The following is a 12,169-nucleotide window of genomic DNA, read 5'->3' as shown; positions in this document are numbered from 1 at the left end:
GTGGAACGGTTCGTCGGCTTGCCGTCATGGCGATGACCATGCTCACTCTCGGGGGCGGACTGACGTTCGCCGCCGCCGGCCCGGCCTCGGCCGGCGGCTGGGGCTGCTCCGGCAGCGAGGTGAGCGGCTCGCCGTACGCGGTGAAGGACGACAACGGCAACGTGTTCAGCTGGGCGCACCTGTACTACGACTCGTCGAGCGGCCAGAACTGCGCCGTCAACGTGAAGGTTCCCGCGCTCTCCGGCACGCCGAGCTGGACCTACGTCAACCTGGAGGCCTGCGCCGAGACGTCAACGGCAAGCAACTGCACGAGGACCCAGCTCGACCAGGACCCGACCGACAGCAGGCGCTACAGCCAGTTCGCCGGGCCGGTCCGCGTGAACGCCCAGGGCCACTGCATCAGCCTGTGGGCGGAGACCTTCGACAACGACACCCCCGACCGCAACCACGCCTGGTACTGGAGCGGCCGGTTCGGCCCCGCGGCCTTCCACTGCGGCTGACACCGCCCTCCGGTCGCGTTCGAACCGCAGTGGCCGGCGCCGCCGCCGAGCCGGGTCCGCAGCGGCCTGGCACTGCCGGTGTGTGAGCGTGCCACTGCGGACGGTTGGTTCACATGGGCGTTACATAGGAAAAACAACCGGGAAACGGCGGCTTGCAACAGTACGCAGGCACCCACCACCCAAGCAGTGAGGTACCCCGCGATGGCGATCAAGGCCGAGTACATCTGGATCGACGGCACCAAGCCGACGGCCAAGCTCCGTTCCAAGACTCGTGTTCTGGCCAACGCGGACAAGATCCCCACCTGGGGCTTCGACGGTTCCTCCACCAACCAGGCCGAGGGCCACGCCTCGGACCGCGTGCTGGAGCCGGTCAAGGTCGTCAAGGACCCGATCCGCGGCGGTGACAACATCCTGGTCCTGTGCGAGGTCTTCGAGACCGACGGCACCCCGCACGAGTCCAACACCCGTGCGCTGCTCCGCGAGGTGGCCGAGAAGTTCGCCGCGCAGGAGGCGATCTTCGGCATCGAGCAGGAGTACACCTTCTTCAAGGGCTCCCGCCCGCTCGGCTTCCCGGAGGGCGGTTTCCCGGCCCCGCAGGGCGGTTACTACTGCGGTGTCGGCGCCGAGGAGGTCTTCGGCCGCGAGATCGTCGAGCTGCACCTGGACCGCTGCATCGAGGCCGGCCTGGCCATCTGCGGCATCAACGCCGAGGTCATGCCCGGCCAGTGGGAGTTCCAGATCGGCCCGGTCGACGCGCTGACCGTCTCCGACGACCTGTGGATCGGCCGCTACCTGCTGTACCGCACCGCCGAGGAGTTCGGCATCGACGCCACCCTGGACGCGAAGCCGGCCCGCGGTGACTGGAACGGTGCGGGTGCCCACACCAACTTCTCCACCAAGGCGATGCGCGAGGGCTACGACGCGATCATCACCGCCTGCGAGTCGCTCGGCGAGAGCCAGGAGAAGGTCCTGGAGCACGTCACCCAGTACGGTGCCGACATCGAGTCCCGCCTCACCGGCAAGCACGAGACCGCCCCGTGGAACGTCTACAGCTACGGCGTCTCCGACCGCGGCGCCTCGGTCCGCATCCCGTGGCAGGTCGAGGTCGAGAAGAAGGGCTACATCGAGGACCGCCGTCCGAACGCCAACGTCGACCCGTACGTGGTGACCCGCCTGCTGGTCAACACCTGCTGCTCCGCCCTGGAGAAGGCCGGCCAGGTCTGATCCGGCCCCAGCCGACACCGCCCGCCGGGCGTCTCCCCCACGAGGGAGACGCCCGGCGGGCGCTTTCCTTCCCGGCTTCCCCTCAGCCGGACACGACGGTGACTCCGCAGTCCCAACCCGCTTATCCTGCAAGGATGATCAAGCCGATCGAACTCGTGATCTTCGACTGCGACGGGGTGCTGGTCGACAGCGAGCGCATCGCCGTGCGCGTGCACGTCACCCTGGGCGCGGAGCTGGGCTGGGCGCTGACCGAAGCCGAGGTGATCAGCCGGTTCGTCGGGCGCTCCAGCCGGTCCATCGGCGAGCAGATCGCCGACCGGCTCGGCCGGGAGACGGCCGACACCTGGGAGGAGCGGTTCGCGCAACTGCACCGGGAGGCGGTGGACGCCGGGCTCTCCCCGGTCGAGGGACTGCCCGAGGCGCTCGAGGAGATCACTCTGCCGGTGTGCGTCGCCTCCAGCGGCTCCCACGAGAAGATGCGTCACACCCTCGGCCACACCGGCCTCTACGAGCACTTCGCGGGCCGCGTCTTCAGCGCCACCGAGGTCTCCCGCGGCAAGCCGGCCCCGGACCTGTTCCTGCACGCCGCCCTGCAGTCCGGCGTCGACCCCGAGGCGTGCGTCGTGGTCGAGGACAGCCGGTACGGCGTCGAGGCGGCCCGCGCCGCCGGCATGCGCTCGCTCGGCTACGCCGGAGGGCTCACCCCCGCCGAGTGGCTCGAAGGCCCCGGCACCGTCGTCTTCCACGACATGCGCGAACTCCCGCTGCTCCTCGCCGGGCTGTAACCCGCCACCAGGCCCACCGGACCGCCGCAACGGGCCCGGGGCACCCGGCGGCCTGACGGCCGCCGGTACGGCACCCGGCGCTTCTAGGCTTGCGCCATGGACGACTTCACTCCGGAGCAGGTGGCCCGAGGCCGGGCACTGCGCCGCGCCCAGCTGCCGTGGGCCCTCGGCGGCCGGATCGCCGGGCTGCTCTGCACCCTCGCCCTCGGCCTCACCCCGGCCGGAGCCGGACTGGTCACGGCGGCGGGCGGAGTCCTCGGCGGTTCGCGCACCGCGCGGGTGCTGGCCGGCGCCGCCGCCCTGGTGCTGATCGGGCAGCTGCTGCAACTCCCTTTCGGCGCCGGGGTCCGAGTGGTACGGCGCCGCTACGGCCTGGTCACCCAGGGCTGGGCCGGCTGGGCCGTGGACGCGCTGCGCGGGCTCGGGCTCACCCTGCTGCTCGGACTGCCGGTGGTGTACGGCCTGTACGCGCTCACCGAGCGCTCCCCGCACGGCTGGTGGCTGCCCGCCGCCGGGTTCGCCGCGCTGCTCACCACCGCCCTGTCCTTCCTGTATCCGCTGCTGATCGAACCGGTCTTCAACCGCTTCACCCCGATGCCCGAGGGCCCGCTCCGCACCGCTCTGCTCGACCTGGCCGCACGCGACGAGATCCGGGTCAAGGAGGTGCTGGTCGCCGACGCCTCCCGCCGCACCACCGCCCTCAACGCGTACGTCTCCGGCTTCGGCGCCACCCGGCGGATCGTCGCCTACGACACGCTCCTGTCCACCGCCGAGCCGCGCGAGGTCGAGCTGGTGGTGGCCCATGAGCTGGGGCACGTCAAACACCGGGACGTGCTCACCGGGACGGTCCTGGGCGCGCTCGGCGCGGCCGTCGCGGTCGCCCTGGTGGGGCTGCTCGCCGACCGGTCCGCGCTGCTCACGGCCGCCGGCGCCACAGACGCGGCCGACCCGCGTTCGCTGCCGCTGCTCGCCGCCTGTGCCGCGCTGATCGGTGCCGCAGCCGGGCCGCTGCAGTGCGCGGTGAGCCGCCGGGTCGAGACCCGGGCCGACCGGCACGCGCTCGAACTCACCTCGGATCCCGAGCAGTTCATCGCCATGCAGCGCCGCCTCGCGGTAACCAACGTCTCCGACGTCGACCCGCCCCGGCTGCTGGAACTCCTCTTCGCCACCCACCCCAGCGCCACCCGGCGGATCGCCGCCGCCCGCGCCTGGCGGCCCGCTTCGGCGTGACGCTTCGGCGTGACGTCGCGGCTGCCCGGGGCGCGGCGCCCGCCGAAGTGGCCGAGAGGTGACGGCGGTTGACGTCAGTCGGCGATCCGCTGCACGGCCCTCAGCCCTCGATGGCGGTGGCGAGCGCGGCGAGGAAGCGGTCGGTGGTGGCCTCGTCCCGTACTGCGATCCGCAGCCAGTTGGGACCGAGGCCGGGGAAGGTGTCGCCGCGCCGCACCGCGAAGGAGGCCGCGCGCAGCCGTTCGCGGACCGCCGCCGCGCCGGGCAGCTCGATCAGGACGAAGGAGGCGGCCGGCTCGCCGTGCACCCGGATGCCGGGGAGCGCGGCAAGGCCGCCCAGCAGGTGGGTGCGCTGCTCGGCGGTGGTGCGCGCGGCCTGTTCGGCCTCGGCGAGCGCGGCGGGCGCGCTGCACACCTCGGCGGCGACCAGCGCGGGGGTGGAGACCGGCCAGAGCGGCTGGGCGGCGGCGAGTTCGGCGACCAGGCCGGCCGGACCGAGGACGTAGCCGATCCGCAGCCCCGCCAGCCCCCAGGTCTTGGTCAGACTGCGCAGCACCACCACGCGGCCGGGCAGTTCGCGGAACCGGGGCCCGGCCAGCGACTCGGTCTCACCCGGGACGGTGTCCATGAACGCCTCGTCGACCACCAGCGTCCGTCCGGGCCTGGCGAGCGCGGCGACCGCGTCGGCCGGGTGGAGCACGGACGTCGGATTGGTCGGATTGCCGAGCACCACCAGGTCGGCCTCCTCCGGCACCGCACCCGGCGTGAGCCGGAACCCCTCGGTGGAGGAGAGCACGGCCCGGTGGACGGTGATCCCGGCGTCGCGCAGGGCGGCCTCCGGCTCAGTGAACTGAGGGTGCACGACCACGGCATGGCGCGGCTTCAGAACGCGGGCGAGCAGGACGAAAGCCTCGGCCGCACCCGAGGTCAGCAGCACCTCGTCCACCGGCCGCCGGTGCCGGGCGGCGACGGCGGCCCGGGCGACGCTCTGCTCGGGGTAGGCCGCGAGATCGCCGAGAGTGTCGGCCAGGCGCTCGCGGAGCCAGGACGGCGGCGTGCCGGTACGGACGTTGACGGCCAGGTCGACCAGTCCGGCGCTGCGCACCTCGGCGTCGCCGTGGTGGCGGAGATCGGGCTCGGTGGTCGTCACGTCGTGGCTCCTGGTGGAAGGGGGCGGTGGGGTGGCTCGTGGCGAGCACTGCCGGACGATCGCCGCGGTGGCCCGGGCGGACTTGCGCTTGGGGACGAGCAGTTCGCCGCCGGGCGCGGAGAGCAGGGCGGCCGCCTCCGCGACGCTCGGCGTACCGGCCACGGCCAGCACGGAGGAGGACGGATGCGGAACGGGGACGGCGGCCAGCGCCTCGGCCTCGTGACCGACCAGCGGCACCCGCAACTCCCGGGCCGCCGCCAGCAGACCGGGCTCCTCGGCCTTGCCGCGTACGGTGGCCAGCCGGGCGACCCGGTCGCGTCCGAGCCCGGTCTCGGCCAGGGCGGCGTCGATCAGGCCGAGCACCTCGCCGGCCGCCACCCCCCGGCTCGCCCCCACCCCCACGACCAGGTCCCGCACTCGAACACCCCCGGTGGTCCCGTCCGCTCCATCAGCCCCGGAATCCCACCACGGCCCCGATGAGCAGGTCAATCGTGTGATCGGCGGGCGGGGGTGGCGGGTGGGGGCGGCGGGCCGTCCGCGTGCCCGCCGGATCGGGATGGGAGCTGGGCGCCCCGGCCGCATCGCCGGCTACAGGCCGTCGGTCAGAGGTCGAGTCGGTATCCGAGCGACCGGTGGGTCGGCCGGTGGCCGAGGGCATCGTTGACGGCCCGCATGTGGTGGTTGCTGTCGGCGATGTCCGTCAGCAGACCGGCCAGCCGAGGGTGGCGGTCGACGGTCCGCCGGATCGCCTCCGCCTTCATCCGGCGACCGAGGCCGTGGCCGTGGCCACGGTGCGGCCGGGGGAGCGCGACCATGCCCGGAGGCGGGTGCCACAGGCTTTCCGCACCTTCGCCTGGCGAGTGCCCCGCCCGCGTACGTCGGGACGGCGCACGGACCTCAACTCCGTACGGAGGACCTCAACGCTGCTACTGGTCGGCGTCCGGAGTCGTGCACAGGGCGTCGTCGACCAGCTTGCTCTCGGCCTGTTCCACGCGCAGGACGTCGTCGGCGGAATCGGCGAGGACGCCCGACAGCGAGACCGCGACGCTGCGCCGGCCGTCAGCGGTGACGCCGGCGGCGCTGATCCAGCCGGAATCACCGCCCTCGTGGCCCCAGTACACCCCACCGCAGGACAGCGGGCGCGAGATGAGGCCCAGCCCCTCACGGGCGCCCGGCATGAGCTGTTCGAACTCCTTGCCGACCGGGACGGTCTGCTCCATCTGCGCCAGCTGCGCAGGTGGCAGGAGCCGGCCGCCGAGCAGGGCGCGGAAGAACCGGTCGAGATCGGCGGTGGTGGAGACGAGCCCGGCCTCTCCATTGGTGCCCGAGCCGACCTGCTCGGTGACGTCCACGAGCGGCTCGCCGGACTTGAAGCTCCGGTAGGTCTCGGCATGCGGCTGGGGCAGCGTGGGTGAGGTACCCGGCCAGAAGGTGTGGTCGAGGCCGAGCGGTCGGAGGATCCTATCCCTCACCTCCTCATGCCAGGGGCTCCCGGTGACCCGCTCGATGATCATGCCGAGCAGGACGTAACCGGTGTTGGAGTAACCCCAGTCCGCGCCGGGCTGGAAGTCCGGTCGGTGGCGCATCGCCCGGGCGACGGTCTGCTCGGGTGTGTAGCTGTCGTACCGGTGCTGGTGGAAGTCCTCCGCCGAGGTGTAGTCCGGGTAGTCGTCGTGGATGCCGCTGGTGTGCTGGAGCAGTTGGCGAATGGTGATCGCTCGACCGTCATTGCCGTTTTTGGACACCACGCCGGGCAGCCATCGCTCGACCGGGTCGTCCAGGGAGAGCTTGCGGTCGCCGGCGAGTTGCAGGATCACGGTAGCCGTGAACGTCTTGGTGACGCTGGCTATCCGGAAGTAGCCATTCGGTTGGACCTGCTGTCGACTCGTCAGATCCGCCACGCCGCTGGTGGCGGTCAGGGTCCGGCCGCCGGAGGTGACCAGGCGGGCCTGTGCTCCCGTCACGCGGAGTGCGGTGATCGCATCGACGTCGCGCTGGAGCTGGAGCTGGATTCGGTTGTCGTGCGGTCGGGCGGCCATCGCGCCGGGCACGTGGGTGGAGAGGGTTCCGGCCACGATGGCGGCCAGCGTCAGGGTCCGTCCGACGGAGCGGGCGCGCCGCCGCGGTGAGCGAATCCGTGTAGTCGTCATGGACGTTGACACTAGGTCCGGCCGAGGTGAGCAGTCGGTACCGCTCACTGGTGGGAAGAAGGTGGAGTGGGCTGTAGTGCCGGGTCCGGTCGCCATGGCTCAGACTTGTGCGAATGAACCATCATGGGGCTGAACGGCTTTCTGCGATGTGGCGCGGTCTGGGGTATCTACTGGGAACTCTGTTCACCGCTGCGGTCGCCCTGTTCGCGCTGCCCGTGCTCGTCGTCCCGACGACGGCTCGCGCCTGGGCGTCCTTGCATCGCCGCCGCGCCGACCGGCTGCTGATCTCTCCGCGATCCGGTCCCGTCCGGGTCGGTACCTGGCGTGTTCTCGGGTGGCTGTGCACATCCATCGTGACCGGCCTGGCGTTCGGGCTCGTCGCACTGCTGTGCGCGGGCAACGCGGTCGCCACGGCCGTCACGGTGCCCTTGTGGTGGGCGCTGCCCGCCGGCACCCGCGCGGGCGGCTTCGCCGCAGGCGTCCACCTGTCCGGGTGGGGAACGGCGTTGACCCTGGGGACCGCACAGGTCGTCGTCTTCGCGGCCCTGACCTACTGGCTGGTTCCACCGCTGGCGCAGCTGCACGCCCGGATCTGTGTCGCGTCGCTGTCCTCCTCAGCCGCCGAGCGGCTGGCGCAGCGCGTGGAGACTCTGACCGAGACGCGGGCCGGCGCCATGAACGCGCACGGCGCGGAACTCCGCCGGATCGAACGTGACCTGCACGACGGCACCCAGGCCCGGCTGGTGGCCATCGCGATGCGGCTGGGCGTGGCCCGTGAGTCGCTGAGCGGAGATCCCGAGCTGGTGGCCAGACTCTTGGCGGAAGCGCATGAGAGCACGGAGGAGGCCATGGCGGAGCTTCGTGCGGTGATCCGGACGATCTACCCGCCGATCCTGGCCGATCGCGGCCTGGCCGGCGCACTGGCCGCGCTGGGGACCCGATCGGCGATCGACACCACCCTCGATCTCGGCGACCTCGGCACGATTCCCGCCGCGGTCGAGGCCGTGGCCTACTTCACGATCGCCGAGGCGCTCACCAACGCCGCCAAGCACAGCCGGGCCACCCGGACCACCGTGCGGGTCGCACGCGACGGTGACCGGCTGTCGATCGAGGTCACCGACGACGGAGTCGGCGGCGCCGACGAGACGCTGGGTACCGGCATCGCCGGAATCCGACACCGTGTCCGGGCGCTCGACGGCACCGTCCACGTCCACAGCCCCGGCGGTGGCCCGACCACGATCAGTGTGAGCCTGGCGTGCGGGTCGTGATCGCCGAGGACAACGTCCTGCTGTCCAACGGGCTGGAACTCCTGCTGAACGCCAAGGGCTTCCACATCGCCGCGATCACCCAGGACGCCCCCGGTTTCGCCGCCGCCGTCACCGAACACCGGCCGGACGTCACCATCGTCGACGTACGGCTACCGCCGACCTTCCGCGACGAGGGCATCCACGCCGCCATCCACGCCCGCCGCCGGCACCCCGGCCTGCCCGTGCTCGTCCTCTCCCAGTACGTCGAGCAGCAGTACGCCGGCGAGCTGATCTCCGATGGACGTGGCGGCGTCGGCTACCTTCTCAAGGACCGGGTGAGCCGGGTGAGCGAGTTCATCGACGCGCTGCGGCGGGTCGCCGCCGGCGGTACCGTCATGGATCCCGAGGTGATCGGGCAGCTCCTCACCCGTCACGCCCACGACCCGATTGCCGCCCTCACGCCACGCGAACGCGAAGTTCTCGCCCTGATGGCCGAAGGAGAGGACAACGCCACGATCGCGGCCCGGCTCGTCATCACGGATAACGCCGTCCACAAGCACATCGGCAACATCTTCGCCAAGCTCGGCCTCTCGCCGGCCGACAACGGCCACCGCCGTGTCCTCGCAGTCCTCACCTATCTCAGCCGCCGCTGACCTTCAGGCGGAGGCGGCTCTGAGGAGGGTTTCGGCGGCAGCGGTGTCGACTTACGCACTGCCCACACTGCGATCGCCTGGCTGTGCCGGCTCCCGAACCTGCCGGTGGCCTGGTGGTTCACTCGCCCGCGTCACTATTGAACGCGGGATTCACGCGGCCGGCACTCGGCCTCGGCACCCCGGCGCCGGCCACGAGGGCGACCTTGGCGCTGGTCACCCGGGAAGATGTGCCCCCAACGTAGCCTGACCCCCGCTTTCTGCTTGCCCGTCCAGGTCCGGTTCGCTGTCGGGCTGTTCGTTGTCGGACAGTTCGGTTGCGGGCTCGGCTGGTTCGGGGGGGATCCGACCATGCACCGTAGTCGGTGTTCATGAACGTTGTAGGGCGGTATGGCATGGCAGGGGCTCCGTGGCGGGGTTGCGCGGACAGGTTCGCCGGGGTTGGTTCAACTTCCGTGCGGATACGTTCCTCCGGTCTTTCTCGGGCCGCCGGTGCGCTGCAGAACGGCCTCCTGGGGGTGCGCCGCCGCGTACTCGGACGGGAGTACCCAGCCGTACGATCCGCAGCCGGGGCAGCGCCACTCCAGTGCCCCGCTGCTCGAGTCGGCGGTCAACTCGACCTGGGCGGAGCAGAATTCGTCCGGACAGACGGACAGGACGTCGACCCGGACGCCCCGGCGGATCACCGCCGCCAGCCGTACGGCCACATCGGGCCGTGCCGAACCGAGTTCCACCAGGGCGACCCCGGAGAGCCGGACGGCCTGCCAGTCCACGCCCAACGACGGCAGTACGATCCCCGCGAGGTCCAGCGCGCCCGCCAGATCGTCCAGCGCGCTCGCCGACTCCCGCCGGGCCGGGGCGGTATGACGCTCCAGCGGGGACGGTCGGCGCCGCTTCGGGTGGCTGGCGGGTGGGGGAGTGCTGAAACGCTGCATGGGAGACCTCCGGGCGCGCGGAAGCGCCGTGAGAACAGGGGAACGGCTTGTTTTGTCCGCTCACCTAGTGTCACTCTGTGCCCAGGTGATCACCAACGGTTGTCGAGTGACGGATCGCGGCTGTCATTTGGGGGTGTGTGATGGTGGTGCGCAAGCAGCGGCAGAAGTCGGACGGCGTGCCGACACCGGCGGAACTCTGGGGCCGGGAGCTCCAGCACTGGCGTATGGAGGTCCGGGGGCTCAAGCAGGCTGAGTTGGCCGCGCGGGTGCACTGCGACCCGTCGTTCCTGAGCCAGTTGGAGAACGGCAAGCGCGTGCCGAAAGCGCCGTTTGTCGAGCAGTTGGACAAGGAGTTGGCGACAGGAGGCGTTCTGACGCGTCAGCTTGCCTATTTTCGGCTCGATGTCAGTGACTACCACCCGAACTGGCTTCGGGATTACGTCGAAATCGAGCGCAAGGCGGTGGCCCTGCGGGAGTGGCAGCCCTACTACCTGTCCGGCCTGCTCCAGACCGAGGCGTACGCTCGCTCTCTCTTTACTGAGGCCGGCCACAGTCCTGACAAGATCGACGAGCTGACAGAGGCGCGCCTCAGTCGCCAGGAACGTCTGTACGGAACGGACCCGCTGGGTCTGACGGTCGTGATGGACGAGGGTGTGCTCCATCGCCAGGTCGGCGGCTTGAGCGTTGCTGTCGGCCAGCTGAGGCATCTGCTCGCGGTCTCGCGGCTCCCGAATGTGCGCTTGCACGTGGTGCCGCGTGACGCGGGAGCGATCGGGCCTGGCGCCCTGATGACCTTTCTCGATCTGTCGGGCCCGTCCTGGTGGTTCTATACGGAGAGTATTGATCGGGCATATCTCACCAATGATCAGGCTGAGATCAGGGTGCGCGAAGCTCGTTACGATCGGATTCGGGCCCGTGCCCTGCCAGTTCAGCAGTCCCGCTTGCTGATTCGCCGTGCGATGGAAGAGTTGATCAACGTGCCGCGTCGCCGACCCGTGGACCCGTCGTCCGTCTCCTGGTTCAAGGCCAGCTACTCCGCTGACGAGGATGGCGGCTGCATCGAGGTCAGCACCGATCTCCTCCCTGCCGGACAAATCCCCATCCGCGACAGCAAGGATCCGAACGGCCCGAATCTCCTGTTCTCCCGGGAGGCCTTCGCCGCCTTCCGAAAGGCCGCCGTCGCGGGCGAGTTCGCGTTCGGCGAGCAGTACGTCACTGCCTGACGCCAGCGCTCATTCCGCCGCCTTGATAGGCGGGCCGTCAGCGGGCGGCGATCAGACCGTCCACCAAGGCCCGGAGACCTTCCAGATAGGTGTCCTCGGCGGTTAGCGCGGCCCAGTCGTTCGCGACCTGCGCCAGGCGGGGAAGCTCGTTCGGGTCGAGCTCGGTGAACACCCGCTCCGCGACGGCACCCGCCTCGAGAAGCGCACCGACGCCCGGTGAGCGGAAGGTGGCCCGGCAGACCCGCTGCCGGGCCACCGCAGCCCCGCAAGTTCTCACTCGGCGCCAACCGCCCACTGATTCTCCTTCAGGGCGAGGCCGAGCCGCTCTCCTCGTGCCACTGCCGGACGGCCCGCACGATGTCCTGGCCGATCCGGTCCAGCAACGCGGCCGCGCCGTCCATCCGGGCGCCGGCGGGCGTGGCGGGGCCGAGCAGTTCGGCGCCGTGGCGGGCGATCCCGGCGAGCATCGCGTTCCGTTCGGCGCTGGCCAGCAGCGCGCGGTACCAGACGTCGTCGTCGATGACGTACCGCTCGCGGCGCTGCCGTTCGCCGCGCTCCCGGCGGACCAGCGCCTGGCCCTCCAGGTAGCCGATCGCCTTCGAGACGGAGGCCGGGCTGACCCGCAGCCGTTGCACCAGTTCGCCGGCTGTCAGGCTGCCGTCGTCGGTGACGTGGAGGTAGGCGAGCACCCGAGCCACCATCCGGGGCATGCCGCTGTGCACCAGCAACTCGGCCAGTTGGTCAGCGAATTCGCGTACGGCGGCAGGGTCTCGGTCTGCGGCGCCGGGGGCTGCGGCGGCCGTGCGCGAGGCCGCCGTGGTACGGCTGCGGCGGGAGCGCCGGACGGTCGCACGCTGGGCGTGGTCGGCGCGGTAGCCGGACGGGCCGCCGTTGCGGGCGATCTCGCGGGTGACGGTCGACGTCGGCCGCCCGAGGCCGCGGGCGATCTCGCCGTAGCCGAGTCCCTCGGCCAGGCCGGTGGCGATCCGGCGGCGGTCCTGCTGGGTCAGTCTGGCTCCGGGCATCCGTCCTCGTTTCCTCGCGATCGCCAGGACAGTATCCGTCCGGCATGGAG

General features: G+C 71.3%; 13 protein-coding genes. 7 read left to right on the top strand and 6 right to left on the bottom strand.

Going from position 1 to position 12,169, the window contains the following annotated elements:
* The first annotated feature begins 26 nt into the window (after positions 1-26).
* The 4 genes from ACZ5ON_RS21125 (at position 27) to ACZ5ON_RS21110 (ending at position 3,739) form a co-directional block, all read left to right on the top strand.
* Positions 27-500, top strand: coding sequence for a hypothetical protein (locus tag ACZ5ON_RS21125; RefSeq protein ID WP_465594662.1), 474 nt, complete (start codon positions 27-29; stop codon positions 498-500).
* A gap of 201 nt (positions 501-701) precedes the next feature.
* Positions 702-1,724, top strand: coding sequence for a glutamine synthetase (gene glnII, locus ACZ5ON_RS21120; RefSeq protein ID WP_465594659.1), 1,023 nt, complete (start codon positions 702-704; stop codon positions 1,722-1,724).
* 134 nt (positions 1,725-1,858) lie between these two features.
* Positions 1,859-2,509, top strand: coding sequence for an HAD family hydrolase (locus tag ACZ5ON_RS21115; protein ID WP_465594657.1), 651 nt, complete (start codon positions 1,859-1,861; stop codon positions 2,507-2,509).
* Between the two features lie 96 nt (positions 2,510-2,605).
* Entirely contained in the window at positions 2,606-3,739 is a 1,134-nt protein-coding gene (locus ACZ5ON_RS21110; RefSeq protein WP_465594654.1) for a M48 family metallopeptidase, read from the top strand.
* Between the two features lie 100 nt (positions 3,740-3,839).
* On the opposite strand, the gene cobC is transcribed toward ACZ5ON_RS21110, so the two are convergent.
* The 3 genes from cobC to ACZ5ON_RS21095 all read right to left on the bottom strand — a co-directional run bounded on the left by cobC (position 3,840) and on the right by ACZ5ON_RS21095 (position 7,039).
* Positions 3,840-5,306, bottom strand: coding sequence for an Rv2231c family pyridoxal phosphate-dependent protein CobC (gene cobC / locus ACZ5ON_RS21105; protein WP_465594651.1), 1,467 nt, complete (start codon positions 5,304-5,306; stop codon positions 3,840-3,842).
* A 185-nt stretch (positions 5,307-5,491) separates the two neighbouring features.
* Complete coding sequence (locus ACZ5ON_RS21100; protein WP_465594648.1) at positions 5,492-5,704, bottom strand: hypothetical protein; 213 nt, start codon at positions 5,702-5,704, stop codon at positions 5,492-5,494.
* 111 nt (positions 5,705-5,815) lie between these two features.
* Complete coding sequence (locus ACZ5ON_RS21095) at positions 5,816-7,039, bottom strand: serine hydrolase domain-containing protein (protein WP_465594645.1); 1,224 nt, start codon at positions 7,037-7,039, stop codon at positions 5,816-5,818.
* A 113-nt stretch (positions 7,040-7,152) separates the two neighbouring features.
* Here ACZ5ON_RS21095 and ACZ5ON_RS21090 point away from each other — a divergent pair, with 113 nt between their 5' ends.
* Both ACZ5ON_RS21090 and ACZ5ON_RS21085 read left to right on the top strand, forming a co-directional pair.
* Positions 7,153-8,307 carry a sensor histidine kinase gene (locus tag ACZ5ON_RS21090; protein WP_465594642.1) on the top strand — a complete coding sequence of 385 codons (1,155 nt, stop codon included), beginning with the start codon at positions 7,153-7,155 and terminating at the stop codon, positions 8,305-8,307.
* Positions 8,295-8,939, top strand: coding sequence for a LuxR C-terminal-related transcriptional regulator (locus tag ACZ5ON_RS21085; RefSeq protein ID WP_465594639.1), 645 nt, complete (start codon positions 8,295-8,297; stop codon positions 8,937-8,939). The genes ACZ5ON_RS21090 and ACZ5ON_RS21085 overlap by 13 nt, the downstream gene beginning before the upstream one ends.
* Before the next feature lie 443 nt (positions 8,940-9,382).
* Here ACZ5ON_RS21085 and ACZ5ON_RS21080 read toward each other — a convergent pair whose 3' ends face one another.
* Complete coding sequence (locus ACZ5ON_RS21080; protein ID WP_465594636.1) at positions 9,383-9,871, bottom strand: hypothetical protein; 489 nt, start codon at positions 9,869-9,871, stop codon at positions 9,383-9,385.
* A gap of 140 nt (positions 9,872-10,011) precedes the next feature.
* Between ACZ5ON_RS21080 and ACZ5ON_RS21075 the strand changes: the two genes are divergently transcribed.
* Positions 10,012-11,094, top strand: a complete 1,083-nt coding sequence (locus ACZ5ON_RS21075; RefSeq protein ID WP_465594633.1) for a Scr1 family TA system antitoxin-like transcriptional regulator — start codon at positions 10,012-10,014, stop codon at positions 11,092-11,094.
* Positions 11,095-11,131: 37 nt separating this feature from the next.
* Here ACZ5ON_RS21075 and ACZ5ON_RS21070 read toward each other — a convergent pair whose 3' ends face one another.
* Positions 11,132-11,350: a hypothetical protein gene (locus tag ACZ5ON_RS21070; protein WP_465594631.1), complete on the bottom strand. Its 219-nt coding sequence runs from the start codon at positions 11,348-11,350 to the stop codon at positions 11,132-11,134.
* Positions 11,351-11,399: 49 nt separating this feature from the next.
* Positions 11,400-12,119, bottom strand: coding sequence for a GbsR/MarR family transcriptional regulator (locus ACZ5ON_RS21065; protein WP_465594628.1), 720 nt, complete (start codon positions 12,117-12,119; stop codon positions 11,400-11,402).
* Positions 12,120-12,169: the final 50 nt, after the last annotated feature.

It is taken from the genome of Kitasatospora sp. NPDC032150, from assembly GCF_055579945.1.
Note: the sequence above shows the minus strand (reverse complement) of the source record. Positions and strands in the feature narration are given on the sequence as shown.